This window comes from Candidatus Sulfuricurvum sp. RIFRC-1 (genome assembly GCF_000310245.1).
Taxonomy (GTDB): Bacteria; Campylobacterota; Campylobacteria; order Campylobacterales; family Sulfurimonadaceae; genus Sulfuricurvum.
Genome location: NC_020505.1, coordinates 2,267,888 through 2,285,582, shown reverse-complemented (window position 1 = coordinate 2,285,582; position 17,695 = coordinate 2,267,888). Strand labels below are relative to the sequence as shown.

General features: G+C 45.5%; 14 protein-coding genes and 2 pseudogenes. 6 read left to right on the top strand and 10 right to left on the bottom strand.

Annotation, left to right across the window (positions count from 1 at the left end):
- The first annotated feature begins 90 nt into the window (after nucleotides 1-90).
- The 5 genes from B649_RS11620 to B649_RS11600 are packed head-to-tail and all read left to right on the top strand — an operon-like array spanning nucleotide 91 to nucleotide 6,257.
- A complete protein-coding gene (locus tag B649_RS11620; protein WP_015654718.1) occupies nucleotides 91-1,080 on the top strand; it encodes an amidohydrolase family protein in 990 nt (329 codons plus the stop codon).
- On the top strand, nucleotides 1,077-1,391 hold the full coding sequence (locus B649_RS11615; protein ID WP_015654717.1) for a metalloregulator ArsR/SmtB family transcription factor: 315 nt from the start codon (nucleotides 1,077-1,079) through the stop codon (nucleotides 1,389-1,391). Before B649_RS11620 ends, B649_RS11615 begins: the two co-directional genes overlap by 4 nt.
- The gene (aas, locus tag B649_RS11610; RefSeq protein WP_015654716.1) at nucleotides 1,388-3,517 is read left to right on the top strand and encodes a bifunctional acyl-ACP--phospholipid O-acyltransferase/long-chain-fatty-acid--ACP ligase; all 2,130 of its coding nucleotides are present in this window, start codon (nucleotides 1,388-1,390) and stop codon (nucleotides 3,515-3,517) included. The genes B649_RS11615 and aas overlap by 4 nt, the downstream gene beginning before the upstream one ends.
- The gene (locus B649_RS11605) at nucleotides 3,514-4,773 is read left to right on the top strand and encodes an MFS transporter (protein WP_015654715.1); all 1,260 of its coding nucleotides are present in this window, start codon (nucleotides 3,514-3,516) and stop codon (nucleotides 4,771-4,773) included. Before aas ends, B649_RS11605 begins: the two co-directional genes overlap by 4 nt.
- Entirely contained in the window at nucleotides 4,770-6,257 is a 1,488-nt protein-coding gene (locus B649_RS11600; protein WP_015654714.1) for a YiiX/YebB-like N1pC/P60 family cysteine hydrolase, read from the top strand. Before B649_RS11605 ends, B649_RS11600 begins: the two co-directional genes overlap by 4 nt.
- Before the next feature lie 11 nt (nucleotides 6,258-6,268).
- On the opposite strand, the gene B649_RS11595 is transcribed toward B649_RS11600, so the two are convergent.
- Nucleotides 6,269-7,537, bottom strand: coding sequence for a 3-isopropylmalate dehydratase large subunit (locus B649_RS11595; RefSeq protein ID WP_015654713.1), 1,269 nt, complete (start codon nucleotides 7,535-7,537; stop codon nucleotides 6,269-6,271).
- Between the two features lie 53 nt (nucleotides 7,538-7,590).
- Complete coding sequence (locus B649_RS11590) at nucleotides 7,591-8,106, bottom strand: hypothetical protein (RefSeq protein WP_015654712.1); 516 nt, start codon at nucleotides 8,104-8,106, stop codon at nucleotides 7,591-7,593.
- A 187-nt stretch (nucleotides 8,107-8,293) separates the two neighbouring features.
- On the opposite strand from B649_RS11590, the gene B649_RS11585 reads away from it, so the two are divergent.
- Complete coding sequence (locus B649_RS11585) at nucleotides 8,294-8,839, top strand: cytochrome b/b6 domain-containing protein (RefSeq protein WP_015654711.1); 546 nt, start codon at nucleotides 8,294-8,296, stop codon at nucleotides 8,837-8,839.
- 13 nt (nucleotides 8,840-8,852) lie between these two features.
- On the opposite strand, the gene B649_RS11580 is transcribed toward B649_RS11585, so the two are convergent.
- The 8 genes and pseudogenes from B649_RS11580 to B649_RS11550 all read right to left on the bottom strand — a co-directional run bounded on the left by B649_RS11580 (nucleotide 8,853) and on the right by B649_RS11550 (nucleotide 17,533).
- Nucleotides 8,853-11,972 carry a CusA/CzcA family heavy metal efflux RND transporter gene (locus B649_RS11580; RefSeq protein WP_015654710.1) on the bottom strand — a complete coding sequence of 1,040 codons (3,120 nt, stop codon included), beginning with the start codon at nucleotides 11,970-11,972 and terminating at the stop codon, nucleotides 8,853-8,855.
- A gap of 1 nt (nucleotide 11,973) precedes the next feature.
- On the bottom strand, nucleotides 11,974-12,972 hold the full coding sequence (locus tag B649_RS11575; RefSeq protein ID WP_015654709.1) for an efflux RND transporter periplasmic adaptor subunit: 999 nt from the start codon (nucleotides 12,970-12,972) through the stop codon (nucleotides 11,974-11,976).
- Nucleotides 12,969-14,162 (bottom strand): TolC family protein, encoded by a 1,194-nt coding sequence (locus B649_RS11570; RefSeq protein WP_015654708.1) that lies wholly within the window; start codon nucleotides 14,160-14,162, stop codon nucleotides 12,969-12,971. Before B649_RS11570 ends, B649_RS11575 begins: the two co-directional genes overlap by 4 nt.
- Before the next feature lie 2 nt (nucleotides 14,163-14,164).
- The gene (locus B649_RS11565) at nucleotides 14,165-14,539 is read right to left on the bottom strand and encodes a FixH family protein (protein WP_015654707.1); all 375 of its coding nucleotides are present in this window, start codon (nucleotides 14,537-14,539) and stop codon (nucleotides 14,165-14,167) included.
- Nucleotides 14,540-14,629: 90 nt separating this feature from the next.
- Nucleotides 14,630-15,274, bottom strand: a pseudogene (locus B649_RS11560) (HD domain-containing phosphohydrolase); the annotation flags it as partial.
- A gap of 78 nt (nucleotides 15,275-15,352) precedes the next feature.
- Nucleotides 15,353-15,409, bottom strand: a pseudogene (locus B649_RS12670) (hypothetical protein); the annotation flags it as partial.
- A 730-nt stretch (nucleotides 15,410-16,139) separates the two neighbouring features.
- Entirely contained in the window at nucleotides 16,140-16,541 is a 402-nt protein-coding gene (locus B649_RS11555) for a hypothetical protein (protein WP_015654705.1), read from the bottom strand.
- A complete protein-coding gene (locus B649_RS11550) occupies nucleotides 16,541-17,533 on the bottom strand; it encodes a hypothetical protein (RefSeq protein ID WP_015654704.1) in 993 nt (330 codons plus the stop codon). Before B649_RS11550 ends, B649_RS11555 begins: the two co-directional genes overlap by 1 nt.
- Between the last annotated feature and the right edge of the window lie 162 nt (nucleotides 17,534-17,695).

The following is a 17,695-nucleotide window of genomic DNA, read 5'->3' as shown; positions in this document are numbered from 1 at the left end:
AGGCGGGGGAGAGGGATGTATAGGTTTCAGAATAAATTCAGCAAAACACCCGTAATATTTCTATATGTCTAAGTTTTTAGGATTATAGTTATGAAAACCATTGATATCCATACTCACCTCCTCAGCAGTGACGTTGTATTCCAACGCTCGTACGACAAACTCGCCCTCCGCTTTTTCGCCAAAAAGTTCGGGATGGATCCCAAAGCCCTCGTGCGTGATCCGTATGGCGAATACACACGCGCACTGGTTTCATCGGTCAGAAACTCTCAGCACATCGAGAAAATCGTCCTCTTCGGCGTCGATGATCGGGTCGATGATGCGGGGAAAAGTCTCCACAAAGACATCACCGTCTGTGCGACGAATGAAGATGTAGCGACGTTGTACCGAGGGAATGAGGATGTCATCATCCCCTTTTTCTCGATCAACCCTAACCGCCCCGATGCCCTCGATCTCATCGACCGCTACGCCGATGCGGGATTTCGCGGGGCGAAATTTTTGCAAAACTACTGGGGGGTCGATACCCGTGAGGAGCGTTACCGCCCCTATTTCGACAAACTCGCCGCACGGGGATTGCCGCTGATCGTCCATGTGGGGAGTGAGAGCAGTGTGCACTCTTTTAAATCGTGTGAGAGTATCGAGATGTTGGATCATCCGCTGGAAGCGGGAGTGCAGGTGATTTGTGCGCATATGGCTCTGAGCTATGAACCGCGCCGTATTTTTCAGGCACTCTCCAAAAACCCGAAAAATTTTAATGACGAGTATTACATTCTCCTTGAAATGCTAAAAGAACATGATAATCTCTACGCCGATATCTCCGCCCTCCTCACCCCCGTTCGGGCAAAAGTGTTGCGCCATCTGAGCCGACAGAGTGACATCCATCACAAGCTCCTCTTCGGCACCGATTTCCCCGTCCCTTTTAGTACGGTGTTCAACAGTTATGATCTCCCGTATCGCAAACGGTTCGAACTCTCCCGCGAAGCAAACCCGTTTGATCGTTACAGCAAAGCGATTTTAGAGTATTTCCCCGCAGAGAATCCCATTTATACCAATTACACCAAGATATTAGGAACAGAAGCATGAAAACCAATTACACCGATGTCCTCCCACCCGAATGGAAACCGATGTCCGATATCTTTACCGCGTTAGGGGATGAACACCGGCAGCGGATGTTGATGCTGTTTGAACCGGATGAGCGGCTCACCGCAGGACAAATATCGGAAGCTTCGACACTGGCGCGTACCACTGTCTCGCATCATCTGAAAATCCTCCGTCAGGCCGAAGTATTGCTGAGTGAAAAAAAGGGGAAAGAGGTATGGTTTTGGATTAACAAGCCGTTACTCGAAAAAACGTTCGGAAATGTACTCAACTATTTGCAAGGAAACACTCAATGATTAAAGCGATTTTATATGTGATCGTCCGCTTTTTATTTCGGGTCAAGGTGGTCGGAGAGTTCCAGCGCGAAGAGAATCACACGGTGATCATCGCCAACCATCAGTCCTTTTTGGACGGGTTGATTTTGGGGCTGTTTTTGCCGATTCAGCCGGTATTCGTCGTTAATACCGAGATTGCCAAACGTCCTCTCGTTCGGATGTTTTTATCCTTGAGCGAATACCTCGTCGTTGATCCCTCCAATCCGATGGCGATCAAACAGATCATCCGCCTCGTCGAGAGCGGACGAGCTGTGGTTATATTCCCTGAGGGGCGGATCACGACCACTGGGAATTTGATGAAGATTTATGAGGGGTCGGCATTCGTCACCCTCAAAACCGAAGCGACGATTCACCCTGTTATCATCGAGGGGGCGACGTTTAGCACCTTATCGCGTATGGGAAGCGATCATCCGACACGATGGTTTCCTCAAATCACTCTCACTTATTGCACCCCGACACGACTGCGCATCAGCGAGGGGGGGAGTGGACATGAGAGACGGACTAAATCGGGTGAAGCGATGCGGACACTGTTGCAAAAATGTCTCTTTGAATCACGCCGTCCGAATGATCTCTACGGTGCATTTCTCGATGCGCTGTCGATCTATGGAAGCTCACGAAAAATTATCGAGGATACCAAACAGATCGAATACACCTACCGCCAGCTTCTGGCGATGACATTGGGGTTGGGTAGATTGCTATCACGTCACAGTGTGCCCTCAGAAGCGATCGGGGTATTGATGCCGACGGCGGTTCCGACATTGGCCCTGATATTGGGGCTTAGCGCGCAAGGGCGAACCCCTGCAATGCTCAACTTTACCGCCGGAGTTGACGGACTGCAAAATGCGTGCGAAGGTGCTCAAATCAAAACGATCATCTCCTCCAAAGCGTTTGTGGAACAAGCGAAACTCGAAGCGAAATTGGGTGCATTAAAAAATGTCCGTATCCTCTACCTCGAAGATTTAAAAGAAGAGATGGGGTTAATGGATAAGCTCTGGCTGATGGGATATGCCCGCTATTTCCCCAACTGCGTACGGGTTAAATCCGATCCCAAGACACCCTGCGTTATCCTCTTTACCTCCGGTTCGGAGGGGAAACCCAAAGGGGTTGTCCTCTCGCATGAAGCGATTTTGGCGAACATCGCCCAAATCCGTGCTATCGTCGATTTTTCAACCGAGGATAAGGTGCTTAACGCATTGCCGATTTTTCACTCCTTCGGACTCACGGCGGGGACACTGTTACCGATTTTGGGAGGGATACGCCTCTTTTTGTACCCATCACCTCTGCACTATCGGGTGATTCCTGAGATTGCGTATGACCGATCGTGTACGATACTCTTCGGGACGAGCACTTTTTTAAATCATTATGCTTTACACGCCCATCCGTACGATTTTTATCGCCTCAGATACGTCGTTGCCGGGGCAGAAAAGCTCTCGGCGAGTGTCAAAGAGCTGTGGTTTGAGAAATTCGGGATACGGATTTTTGAAGGGTATGGAGCGACCGAAACGGCTCCCGTTATTGCCGTCAATACCCCTATGGCGTACCGCAGCGGCACCGTAGGGCAGGTTTTACCGGGGATTGAGACGAAACTCATTCCGGTACCGGGGATCGATGAGGGGGGGATTTTACACGTCAAAGGTGCCAATGTCATGAGCGGCTATCTCCGCGCTGAACGTCCCGGGTTTTTAGAGAAACCGAGTTCCGAGGCCGGAGAGGGGTGGTACGATACGGGGGATATCGTCACGATCGATCACGAGGGATTTGTCCGCATAGCGGGGCGGGTAAAACGGTTCGCCAAAATTGCGGGGGAGATGATCTCGTTGGAATCGGTCGAGAAACTCGCCCTCAGCGCTTCACCTGCATGCTATCACGCCGCATCGTCTCAAAGTGATGAGAGCCGTGGTGAAGCCCTCGTCCTTTTCACTACCGATAAAGAGATGAAGCGTGATATTCTCCAACAGAGCGCCCGCTCAGGCGGATACCCTGAAATCGCCGTCCCGCGCAAAATCGTCTATGTCGATGCCATCCCCGTACTAGGCACTGGTAAAACCGACTACGTCACCCTCAAAGCAATGGCGGCGGATGCATGAGCGGTCCACTCTATCTCCTTAAAACCCGCCGTTTTGCTCCGCTGTTCGGAACCCAGTTTTTAGGGGCGTTTAATGACAATCTCTATAAAAACACTCTCGCGGTACTGCTCACCTTTCAGGCTGCTGAGTGGACATCGATTTCATCCGCACTTCTCGCTCCTTTGATCGGTGCGGTTTTTATCGCCCCGTTTTTTCTCTTCTCGGGACTATCGGGTGAGATTGCCGATCGACTCGATAAAGCGCGTCTTGCTCGGATCGTCAAAGTGTGGGAAATGATCATGATGATTGTTGCAGCGGCAGGATTTGCAAATCATTCCTTTACGACACTTTTGATGGTGGTATTTGGGATGGGGATGCACTCGACTCTCTTTGGTCCCATCAAATACTCGATCATTCCGCAGCATATGAAGGAAAACGAATTGATCGGTGCCAACGCTTTGATCGAGTCGGGGACATTCGGAGCCATTTTACTGGGTACGATTGCCGGGGGGGCACTCGCCGCGATCCCCAATGGTGGAGTGATCGCTTCATTATGTGCGCTGGTGGTGGCCGTAGTTGGGTATCTTTTTAGCCGTTACATCCCCTCTGCACCGCCGCCGAGCCGTGAAGAGCCGTTTGCGTTCGGGTTTTGGAAACATACCACGGATGCAATCGCTTTGGCATACCGGGATCGGCTTGTTTTTTTGGCAATTTTAGCTATCTCGTGGTTTTGGCTCTACGGCGCACTCCTCCTCTCGCAATTTCCCTCCCTCGTCAAAGATTTATTGATGGGAAGTGAGGGGACGGTAACATGGATCCTCGCCCTCTTTACTTTGGGGATCGGTATCGGTTCGGTGCTGTGTGAACGGCTAAGCCATCACCGTGTCCGCTACACTCTCGTGGTCGCCGGAGCCGTCGGTATGGCGGTTGCCGGGGTCGATTTCGCATTGGGGATCGGGACGTTTGAACCTGATGGTATCTTGAGTCAGAACCCTCATTTCTGGCGGATCGTTGCGGATGTAACACTGCTGGGAATCTTCGGCGGACTCTACAGTGTCCCTCTTTATGCGCTGTTACAGGAGCGAAGTGCACCGGAGGCCAGATCGCGGATCATCGCCGCAAATAACATTCTTAACGCACTTTTTATGGTTTTGGGAGCGGTAGCGACGATGGCAATCCTCTCAATGGGCTACAGCATAGCATGGTTGTTTGGAATTGTCGCGCTAGCAACGGCACTGGTGGGGAGTATTATTTATAAAGTGAGGAGAGAGAAATGAAAAGAGTGGTAATGGGAGTTTCATGTGCGTTATTAATCATAACAGCCCCTGTATTTGGTGTAGATCACACACAATCGGATCTGTCACATATTGTTGATAGTGCCCGCCATAATGACGCGGTAGCGGTAGAGAACCTGATCCAGCGTTCTCTGATACTCCGAGAAAAGATCCCTACGTTTGTAGAAGCGGCGGATAAAGCAACAAAAGAGCACAATGGGGCAATCCCCTCCGCCCTTTCCGTTTCTATCGCCTCTTCTATCGGAGAAGCCGATGCGATCCGTACCACCTTGTTCCCGTACGCACTGCGCTATCGAAATACCCTCTATCGTACCGATGAATCACTGGATGACCGTGACCGTATCGAGTCGATTTTAATCTCGATGGCTGCTGCGCTCACTCTTTATGACAATGCCCATTTTATGGAGGAACAGTTTGCTTCCAAAAGTGCTCTGCGAGAAAAACTCAACGAAGCGTATCCTGAATACGGTGTAGAGGGTAATTTCTATAAAGATTCTCTGATGCGCGCCTCGACTCTCACCTACCGTTCTTCCATGCTTGACGCGATCCGTTTTTTTGAGGGAAACCGCCAAAGTATTGCGTATCATATTGCGAAAGCCGATCCCGCCATCCAATCTCTTTATGCGTACATCGATCACTCTGCAATGCGTGCAAAACTCGGAGGGGATAACGCCTTTACCCAAATCTCCGATCAAGTTGGTGTACTGCTCTCCCGAACAATCGAGTTGCCGTTTAGTACGGTTGAAAAACTCAAATTCAATCTCTCCAAAGGGGTTGGCAACACGATGGGAATGGTACGATGGAGAAGCGGTAAACTGCGTAATGATCGGGTGTTTCTATCGGAGTTCTCAGAACATCTGAAACCCGGTGATATTCTCCTCGAGAAGACCCCGTTTGCTCTGACGGATAAAACGATTCCGGGACATTTCGGACATGCGGCGATTTACATCGGAACCTATGATCAGCTCCGCGAAATGGGAGCGCTTGAAACCCCGTTTGTCCGTAAACATCTCGATCAAATACGCGAGGGAAAAGTAATCCTCGAAGCGCTTCGTGAGGGGGTGGTACTGAACCGTGTGGAAGATTTTATGAACATTGACGATGTTGCGGTGTTACGCCCGAGCCGAATACAAAGCGACGCGATGCGTACGTCGCTTGATCTGGCGATGAGCCATTTCGGGAAAAAATACGATTTTGATTTTAACGTCAACACCACAGAAACAATCGTCTGTTCTGAACTGGTCTATGCGGCTTATCCGCAGATCGATTTTATGACCAAAAAGGTTTTGAGCAGTTTCACCATTTCACCCGATGACATTGCTAAACTCGCTTCAGGAGATACAGCCGCTCCATTGGAACTCACATTTTTTGCGCATGATGGGAAAAAGGTGTATGTAAAAGGGGAAAAAGAAGAAGGGGCTAAACTCTATCGAACCCTTGTTGGGATCGAAGAGAAGTATCGTTAAGAGAAAATTTCTTAACTTATGGTTGCAGGATCAGTGATATATCCTGTAATTGCCGAAGCGGCAGCCACGGCAGAATTGGCGAGATAGACTTTCGAGCTGCGTGAGCCCATACGTCCGACAAAGTTGCGGTTGGTGGTTGCAACCGCAACTTCGTTATCACCTAAGATACCCATATATCCACCCAAACATGCACCGCACGTCGGGTTGGAGACAACGCCGCCCGCATCGATGATGATATCCATGTATCCGAGTTTTGTCGCTTCACGTGCGATACGCTGTGTCCCCGGTGTGACGATAAGACGGACATCCGGATGAACGCGTTTGCCGTTAAGAATTTCAGCGGCGATTTTAAGATCACTCAAACGACCGTTGGTACAGCTTCCGATAAATGCCTGATCGATTTTGATCTGATCAGAGACAGCTTGGCTGAGGCTGTGACCGTTGGATGGCAAGAACGGATAGGCGATAACAGGTTCGAGCGCAGCAACATCGATTTCAAGGATTTGAACATACGTTGCATCTTCGTCAGAGTAATGGATCTTCGGTTCACGTGCGAGAGGTTTATCGGCTAGGAACTCTGCCGTGATCTCATCATACGCCACGATCCCGCTTTTCGCCCCCGCTTCGATCGCCATGTTGCACATACTGAAACGATCATCCATCGTGAGGTAAGGGATCGTGCTCCCGACGAATTCGAGCGTGCGGTAGAGTGCGCCGTCAACCCCGATCATGCGGATAACTTCGAGGATAATGTCTTTCCCCGTTGTATAGGTTCCCGGTTTTCCACTTAATACTACTTTGATAGATTCAGGAACTTTGAACCAGTTTCCTCCGGTGATCATTGCAAACGCGAGGTCAGTTGAACCCATCCCTGTCGAGAATGCTCCCAATGCACCGTGAGTACAGGTGTGGGAGTCGGCACCGATGATGACGTCACCCGGGATAACCAACCCTTTTTCCGGAAGCAATGCGTGTTCGATTCCCATGTCTTTTTCATCGAAAAAGTGTTTCATTTGATATTTTTTAGCGAAATCACGGCTGATGCGCGCTTGGTTCGCTGATGCGATATCTTTGGCAGGGATAAAGTGATCCAAAACGATGGAGAACCCCTCAGGGTTGGCAAGCTTTGTTGCACCCGAATCTTCGAACGCTTTGATCGAGATGGGGGTGGTGATGTCGTTTCCGATGACCATATCGATCGGTGAGCGGACGATTTCACCGGCATAAACGGTGCGTCCGACGTGCTCGGAGAAGATTTTTTCAGTAATGGTTTGGCGCATAAGAGTTACCTTTTAAGGGTCTAAATAATGGCGCGATTATACCATATCGAGTCTTAGCGTTTTGGAGTTGGTTTGACACTTTTAGGGGTATCGCAACTTTTTGCTCCGCACGATTTGCTTTTGTCGTTATCACACCCTTTTTTCGCACTGTCGCACATTTGAGGGGAAGTGATAAATTTCATATGGTGTTGATACATCCCTATGAGGGTCGGAAATTGTTTTTTTTGCTCATCATTTAAAACCAGATAAATGGTGTCTAAGAGATCGATTTGCGCTTTGAGTGCTTTTGCATCGGGCGAGTTTAGTGCGTAAGCCCCCGGATTGAAATTACCGCCTTGGAATGCTTCGGTAGGGATCAAAGGGGTTAATGAACGAACCTCTTTTTTATAAAGATGGATAGCGGTTCGAATATCGCCGTTCTCCCCCATCCCCATTTGATCCAATGCATAGGTGATCGGTTCGATCAACGGGGGTGTATTCTTATATCTCCCACCGCAACTGTTGGAAGGGTTAGAGCAAGCGAATGCTGTAATAGTCAAAAAACTAAGGGCGATAAGTAAAGGTTTCATAAGGAACTCCTGATTCTGGATGGGTAAATCATACACTCGTATATTATAAGAAAAACTAAATTAATTGTGCTAAATAATTTCTACAAAATTTTAAACAATCTGAAAATAATCATTTTCAGATTGACAAAGTGTTAACACTCCAGTATCTTAATCCGTCTATAATAGAAAAACTAAAACAGGAGTTGTTATGCGCCATTTTTCACCCTCATTTAGAATCTGGCATTGGTTGAATGCCATTGCAGTATTCGGACTTTTTATCACCGTTGTGTTGAGAGAGAGTGTTATGCACAAGGCAAATATCGGTGCAATCGTACAAGCCAAAATGGCTGAGCTTGGGACTATTGTCACCGATGAGCAGGCAGTGATGATCGGCAAAGCAGTCCGTTCACCGATGTGGGATTGGCACATCTATTTAGGAATTGCGGTTGCCGTTTTATTAGTATGGAGATTGGCGATAGTGGTCAAAAACGGATTCGGGTTCGATGATAATCCTGCCATGCAAAAGGTATATCTCCTTTATCGAGCGGTATATGGGGTGATGGCGATTATGTCTCTCAGCGGTTTGGCGCTCTATTACAAGATTACCGGTGAAGCCAAAGAGAATGTTGAGACATTACATCTGGTCTTAGGCTGGGCAATATTTGCTTTCATCGCACTCCATATCATCGGCGTGATACTTGCCGAGAAAAAAGATCAAAGCGGTTTGGTATCGCGGATGATCAATGGGAAGTAAAGCTTAAGAGCTTCTATGGTTTCGTTTTCTCATCCTTTAGAAACTCTTTCTTGACAATCCAAAGATAAAAAATCGGAATTAGAATTAAGGTCAATAATGTCGATGTGATCAATCCGCCAAGCATTGGGGCCGCTATTCGTCCCATTATTTCGCTTCCTACCCCTTTGATGTAGAGCAATGGCATAAGTCCTGCCATAAGACTAAAAACTGTCATCAGCTTAGGCCGTATTCTCTTGGCCGCACCGTCTATGCACGCATTCAGCAATGAAACGTATTCTCTTTTGCCTTCCAGTCTTTTTTCATCAACGGCTTCTTTGAGGTATATAAGCATCACGATGGCAGTTTCTGCCGCAACCCCAAGAAGGGCTAAGAATCCGACTATTACGGCGATACTCATAGAAAATCCCAGTAGCTTTACAGCAAGCAGACCGCCTACGAAACTAAACGGAAGGGTAAAAAAGACGAGCGCCGTAAGACGTATATCCCTAATCGAGGCGAAAATCAGCATAAAGGTAAGAAGCAGACTGATCGGAGCAATAAGAATCAGCGTTTTTTTGGCGCTTTCGAGATATTCACTCTGTCCTGTCCATTCATACCGGATACCTTGCGGTACTTTGATTGTTTCTATCACTTTTTGTGCTACTTGCTTATACTCAGAGGGGGTTATCGTCTCTTTTGGCATGATATAGATGTAGCCGACCGGCAGCGCTTTTTCGGTTTTTATCTCCCCCGGTGCTTCTATGTAGCTGATGTCGGCGAAATCCGAGAGAACATGTTGTCCTAATTCGGTTTTGATGAGGATGTTTTTGATCGCTTCTATGTCACCCCTTGCTGAGGCATCCAGCCTTACAGATATAGGGTATCTGTGTGTTCCTTGGATCATCGTGGAAACACTTGATCCACCTACGCTTAGTGCTATAGTCTTGAATATTTCGTCTCTGTTCAGCCCGTATTGGGCTATCATATCGTCCTTGGGTTTAATATCGAGATAATATCCCGTAGCAGCCTTTTCGGCAAATACTGCCGAACTTCCTTCCAGTTTGTTGAGCGCTTTACTGATTTCGTTCGAGTATTTTTCAATATCCTCAAAATTTTGACCGTAAACTTTTATACCAAGCGGTGTCCTAATACCCGTAATGAGCATATCTATACGCCCTCGGATGGGGTAGGTCCATGAATTTGTCAGCCCTTCGATTTGAAGTGCTTTGTCCATCTCCTCCATCAGCTTCTCTTCGCTCATTCCGGCTCTCCACTGATCTTTCGGCTTTAGCGTGATAATGGTTTCTATCATCGCGAGGGGAGCGGAGTCGGTCGCCGTATCCGCTCGTCCGGCTTTACCGAATACGGTTTGGACTTCTGGGAATTTTTTGATAATTTGGTCTGTTTTCTGGGTAATACTTGATGCCAAATCGACGCTAATACCCATAGGTGCAACAGGCATATACATGAAAACTTCTTCGGAAAGTTTAGGCATAAACTCCCATTTAAGAGTGTTGTATAACGGGTAGGAGAGCACCATAGTGCCGATAAATAGTATTAAAGCCGTCTTTTTGTAGCCCATAATTTTACGCAGTAAAGTCTCGTAGTGCTTTATAAAAAAGCTGTTTATCCGTGAATCTTCTTCTGCTTTAATCTTATCATTTAAAAATATGGTCATTAGTGCCGGAGTGAGGGTAATGGCGATAATGGCACCAAAAAGCATAGCAAAACTTTTGGTAAATGCCATTGGCGAAAAGAGCGCTCCCTCCTGACCCGTCAGTGCAAAGATCGGCATGAAGCTTACGATAACGAGCATGAGTGCAAAGAAGATCGGGCGTCCTACTTGCTTTGAGCTTTCTAATATCGCGTCAAGTTTGATGGCATAGGTGAGCGCTAGCCCCTGTTTCCTTTTTTCAATGATATGCTTATGGGCATTTTCAACGAGGACGATGGACGCATCTACCATGGCACCTATCGCAATGGCTATTCCTCCAAGACTCATGATATTCGAGCTCATTCCAAACGATGTCATCGCTAAAAAAGTAAGCCCGATAGTAAGCGGAAGGGTGAGGACGATAACGGCAATACTTCCTGTGTGTCCGAGAAAAATTGCAACGATGATGGCGACAGCGATCGCTTCTTCGATAAGGGCTCTTTTGAGGGTATCAACCGCTTTTTCAATTAATTCACTTCGGTCGTAGACGGGTACGATCGTTACATCCGGGCCGGTAAGTGTTTTTAGCTTTTCTTTGACATCTGCTATGACTTTATAGGCATTTTCTCCTATTCTGGCGATAACGATACCCCCTACCGTCTCGCCCTCTCCGTTTAGATCCGCAACTCCTCTTCGCTCCGAAGGGGTAAGATTTACGCTTGCAACATCGCGTATACTCAAGGAGAGACCATTGTTGGCAAGGAGCGGTGTATTAAGTATCTCCTCCTCGTTTGCATAGTATCCGCTGGTTTGCACCATATTTTCAAAGCCATTTCGCAGTACAACCCGCGCACCATCTGAGACGTTCGTTTTTTCTATGGCATTTGAGATATCCAAGATGGAGAGATTGTAGTTAACCAGCGCATTTTGATCTGCGGTGATTTCATAATTTTTGACGAAACCCCCGATACTTCCTACTTCACTGACGCCCGGTACTGAAAGCAGTCCGAAACGGAGAAAATAGTCTTGATAACTTCGCATATCGGCTAGATTTAATGTCGCGGAGGTAAGGGCGTATTGGTATACCCAGCCAACACCCGTGGCATCCGGCCCCAGCGTTACTGAGGCGTCTTTCGGAAACGATTTTATGCTTTGGCTGAGCTTTTCGAGCACCCTTGTTCGAGCGAAATACAAGTCTGTTTTGTCTTTGAAGACAACATAGATCAGTGCCGTTGAAAATCCGCTAAATCCTCTGACCGTTTCGACATTGGCCAAAGATAAAAATGAGGTTGTTAGCGGGTAGGTAACCTGCTTCTCTATGATTTGCGGGCTTTGTCCTTCCCATTTAACCTCGATAACAACCTGTGGCGGAGTGAGATCAGGCAAAGCATCGAAAGAGGCATTTTTTACCCCCCAAAAGGAGGCTAGAGATAAAAGGGTAAAAAGTAAAAAGATAAAAATTCGGTTTTTGAGTGAAAACTCAATAATTTTTTCTATCATCTTAGTATAACCCGTTTATTTTAGCGTCAGCATCAAGCATGAACAACGCATTGTTAGCCACCTCTTCACCTTGCGTGATACCGTCTACTATTTGATACGTATAAGCATCTATCTTTTTAGCCGTTATTTCCAGCGGTTCGAATTTATTATCGACTTTGACGAAAACAAACTGCTTTTTACCCCGCTCAAGTACGGCAGTTTTCGGGAGCGCCAAAATCCTCCCCCCCTTGGATTCAATACGGGCTTTGGCAAACATATTGGCGACCAAGTGTCCATCGTTTTGCAGGCTTGCACGAGCGGTTAGGCTCCTGTCGTTCTCATTGATTTCGGGAAGAATTTGGCTGATCTTTGCCTTGTAGGTTTTAGATGCCCCGTTAAAGCTCAGGAGTACGGTAGAGCCTTTTTGCAGTGTAGGAATATCACGTTCGTATATTTTGATATCTACCCAAAGCGTCGAGGTATCGGCGAGTCTCATGAGCGGTTTACCTGCTTCTGCGAACGAGCCGGCAAATAGAGATTTTTCCACTACTGTACCGTTGTAGGGGGAGTATACGGCAACTGTTTTGGACGCGGTTTTGGAGGAGAGGGTTTTGGCGATGTCTGCGTTTGAAACACCCAGTAGCGCGAGTCTTTGCTTTGTTGATTCAAGTAACGATAGTGCCGTTTTTGAAAAAGTCTCATCCTCAAACGCTTTTGATTTTTCGACATACTCTGCTGTTTTTATGAGTTCCTCTTTTAATGCTAAAATTTCAGGACTGTACACAGTAAAAAGTAAAGAACCCTTCGAGACTTTTGCATACTTTTCATCTACCGATATCTTTTCGACAAAACCTGAAAACTTTAGGGTGATTTCTTTTGTAGATGCTTCTTTAAAAGAGGTTTTTGCAAAAAATTCTTTTTGGGGTATGTTGTGTGTTTCTTGGACCTTAACGGTTGATATTTTGTAGTTCTGTGCATATACGGTAACGATGAGGATCGTAAGCAAAAGGGCTTTTTTCATAGTTCTTCTCCGCTAAGTTTTTTGATTTGTGCGAGAGCAATATTGGCGTCATAGGTGTAGTTTATCAACTCTAATTCAAGGCTAAGGGCATCTTTTATGGCACTTATGACATACGCTTTCGACGAATCGGTTGTTTTGAGTGATGCAAGGGCTGATTCGAGTAAGTGTGAGAGTTGCGTTTTTAGAATTTTATCGGTTAATGCGTAGTTTTTTTGCGCACTTTCTAACTTTATTTTGGAGCTGTCAAGTTCATACGAAAGGGTATTCTTAAGATTTTCACCTTCCTCTATTTTGGCGCTTAATTCGTATTGTGTCTTCTTGATTAGGGCATCTTCTCTGCCGTATATTTGCAGTGGGATGCTGACTCCAAAAAACCAATAATTACGAAATTCAGAATCAGCGCTGGCATACCCTAGGCTTAGCCCTATGTCCGGTATTTGTGAGAGTTTCTCGCTCTGTAACTCTTTTCCTAATGAATCAACCGTCGTATTGAGAGAGGCGTACTCTTTTGAGTCCTCTATGACTATGGATTTAACGTCAGTATTCGGTACTGAAAATGGTATCTGAATCTCTTTCTCCACTTTTACCCCAAAACTTTGAAGCTTTCTAAGTTGAGTTTTCTCTTCGCTTTCCAAATCGATCATTTTGCGCATAAAAAAGGCGATTTCCATATCACCTCGAATAAGTTCGTTATGAACTGTATTTCCAACAGTATTGGAAGCTCTCAAAAGTTCCAATGCAAATTTAAGTGTTTGCAAATATTTGTCGTATGTTTTTTTGGTTTCTTTTGCTTTTGCTAGATCGTAACCGCTTTGTTTAAGAGCAAATTCAAGATTTAGCTTTTTTTGTGACACCGTGTGTTCTAAAGATTTGGCAACTAATTCTTTTACCTCTTTTTTTACACTTAGTTTCGCTGTAAGGGGGATGTTTTGTGATATGCCAATCATTACCTGCTGCATAGGTTCGATATTTCGTTTGGTAGGATTGGTAAAGTCTATGTTGGTTACTTGTACATCGAGTTGAGGGTTGTCCAGTTTACCCGCGATCTTTGCATCCTCCTGCGCCGCTTTTACTTCGGCCTCAAGTGCCTTGATCTCAGGATTCTGCACGAGAACATCGGCTATGAACGCATCAAACGTTTGAGCATTTAATACACCTGCACAAAGAAGCGCCAAGATAACCTTGTTCATAACTACAAACTGACTGAAGTTTTGTATCGTTTTCGTTTGCCATCCGTATCTACTATGGTTACAGAAACTTGCCATGTGCCACTCATAGCAAAGTTAAGAGAGCCTTTATAAATACCACTCTTCCCTTTTAAATTCATTTTATCACTCATCTCCGGCATCCCCGGCATTTCAGGCATAAACGCTTTGATTTCTACCGATTTTGGGGCAAGCGGTTTACCCTCTTTGGTTAGGGTAATCGTCAGATTGTTTTGCCCTACCATTAAATCTTTGTCAGATTGTATTTTTACCGTTATGTCCGAGGCTTTACCGCTCGTATTAAGCGGTGCAGCAAACAAAGCACCTATGGATAGTAAAAACACCAATATAATTTTTTTCATTTTTTTACCTTTTCTGTTGTGATAAGCATATCTTATAGCAATAGAATCAATAAAGCAAGAATGAAATGTTAATAGTATTAATTAGGAGTCTTATTCTTGGGCTTCGTGAGTATCTTTAAAGGTTTCGCGAATGGCGAGAAACTCACCTAATCGCTCAAAAAAGATGTCAACGAGATGAGGATCGAAGTGCCGTCCTCTCTCCTCTTTGAAGAGGGAAAAAATTCGCTCATCATCCCACGCTTTTTTATAAACACGGTCGCTTCCAAGTGCATCAAATACATCGGCGAGCGCTGTGATACGCCCATAGATATGGATCTCTTCTTCTTTTAATCTTTTAGGATAACCGCTACCGTCCCATTTCTCATGATGTTCATGGGCAACAATGGCGGCGGCTTGGAGCAGGGCTCTGTTGGAGTGTTTAAGCATCTCATACCCTAAGGCGGCGTGGGTATCCATGATGCGTCGCTCCTCTTCGTCAAAACGTCCCGGTTTGTTCAAAACCGCATCGGGGATGGCGACTTTTCCGATATCGTGCATCGGAGAAGCCTGTTTGAGCATTTCCGCTTCCTCTTCATCCAATCCGTAATACAATGCGAGAAGTTTGGAATATTCTGCCACCCTTTTGACGTGATTTCCTGTCTCCTTGGAGCGGCTTTCCCCGATAGAACCCATCGTAAAGACGACTTCTCTTTGGGTCTCTTCGATTTCTTGGTTAAGATCGGTGATTTCGTTTAGGGCATGACCCATTCCGCTGATCATGGTATTGAAAGATCGTGAAAGCTCTCCGATTTCATCGTCTCGTTTAATGTGTACTTGCTGGGTGTAGTCGCGTGTACGGGTAATTTTTTTAGCGGTATTGGAGAGGGTCATGATCGGTTTGATCAAATGCGTTGCGATGAAATAAGCGGCAAGTGCAATAAAAACAGCACCGCCGAGCAAGAAGAGGATAAACCATAGTTCGTATTTGTACAAAAGACGATAGGCAAATTCTTTTTTCTCTTCCAAGACGACGGTGAGATCGGGAGCATTTTTAAGTGTTTTGGATACTTTGAGAGAATCCTGAAAAAGAGAAGGACGTAGGGATGTCGTTCCATCGGCATGCTGAATGTAATAGTGTCTTTGTTGCGTATTGGAAAAAAAGCGTTTGAAATTTTCTACCGGATAGCGTACATGGAGTATCCCGATCGGTTGCGTTGAGAATGTCGAGTAGACGTTAACGCTCAAAAAAGATTTGAAACGGTTTGTTTTTCCAATCGTATTGAAATCACTGGAAGCGATAATCATCCCATGGGGGTCGGTAAGATAAAAATCCCCCACTATTTTTAGATCATTTTTTTTCGATAACAACGCATTACTGATACGTCGATCTAAGTCTTTGGTATAAACATCGTTCATGATATCCGATTTTGCTAGGAATGCCATATCATTGTGCAGCGTTAGCAGATGTTGGTCGATACGTTCAACACTCAAGTGCAGTTGGGTATTCATCTCCTGCGTAACGGCATCGTAGAGTTCCTGACGGAACGAGTTGCCTACCAAAAACATAGTTAGAGCGTAGGGGATGAGGCTGACCGCTAGAAAGAGAAGAATCGTTTTGAGTTTAAAACTCATAAATGACCTTTACACTCGAATCAACCATCGAGGAGGGGATGTACCCGATTGCTCCTTCGACATTTTGGACGAATGCTTTGATGGATTCATGAGAAGGCTGAGTAATGGGAGGGGTTAGCCCTTGGAAATGCTGTTTGACCCAGTAGGTATTTAGACGGTCTCGATCCATTTTTAAAATTTCATTTTCGAATGTAATTCGAGAAGGGTCTTGACCGAGTAGATTGAGCGGAATGATCTTTTGATTCCCGATGGCGTGACGTTTCATCAAAAAGAGATCCCGTATTTGTTGGGACGTAATTTCTGAAAGAGTGATCTTTTTAGAGATAATAATACTGTACTCCGCACCGAATAAACTCCCATAAAGAAAGTAAAAAATCAACAATTTTTTCATCAGAAGAGTACCGAAAAGGAGAGTAGGGTACGGTTCTCATTTTCTTGAGAATGCCACTGATATTCCCCTTTGATAGAGATAGGATAAATTGGACGGTAGCTGTATCCGAAAATACCGATGTGGTCTTTATAATCACGATGCTGATCATCGTAATATTCGTAACGTCCTACAATAGCGTGTTCGTTTGAAAAATGATAGACGCTTTGGAAATATCCGCTGAGGGTAAGATCGCTTTTGGCATGCTGATAGTCGGTTTGAGCTGTAATGGCTTCTGCGCTTAGGAGGAGAGAACCGTTATCGTATTTTACATTTCCTTGTAAAAAACGTGTTTTTTCATCCGAGTTTAATGCGATAAATTCCCCGATACTTCCGCCGAAACTTGTTTCCATGGAGAGCTCATGTTCTAAGGATAAACCGTAAAAATGGGTATTTGGGATATTGATATACTCTTCATCCATATCGTGGGTTGCTTGGCCGAAGAGATGATAGCGGGTTGTACTGCTTTGGGGTAGATAGCCGTTCATATCGATACCGGTCAAAAATTTCGGGAATAAAAGAGAACTGTAGAGGGGGTTGGATGTGGTGTCTCGTAGAACATTAATCGGTTCAAGATTCCAATATCCGATCGGAGTTATCTGTTTACCAACGCGGAAATTAAAGGTATCGGACATCCAAATATCCATGTATAAACGTTCGATATGAAACTTTTGACTTCCCCCTTCATTCCCATTGGTAAGGTGTTTATGATAAAATCCGACTGCTTCGAGTTCTGCTAAATACGAAACATTAGATCCGATATTACCGTATGCCATAACGGCAACATCGTCGATTGTAAAAGTATCTGCTTGTTGATTGGATTCAAATTCAGTGGAGACATAACCTCCCGCTGTTAAAGAATCATGAAGATTGAATCCATGACCAAATTCGTAAGGGGTTGCATAGAGAGGTGAGGTTAAAACTATGAGATAAAGGGATAAAAATCTAAACTGCACAAACAATCCTCAATAACTGAATCTTTTCAAAATTGTTTTTATCGTATCATAAAGTCAGATAAGATTTGCTTGTAATTTAGCTGTTGAGCTTAAATTCCAGAGTAAAATCTATCTCTATCGGTAGAGACGGAAGGAAGTTATAATACCGCTAAAAAAGGATAA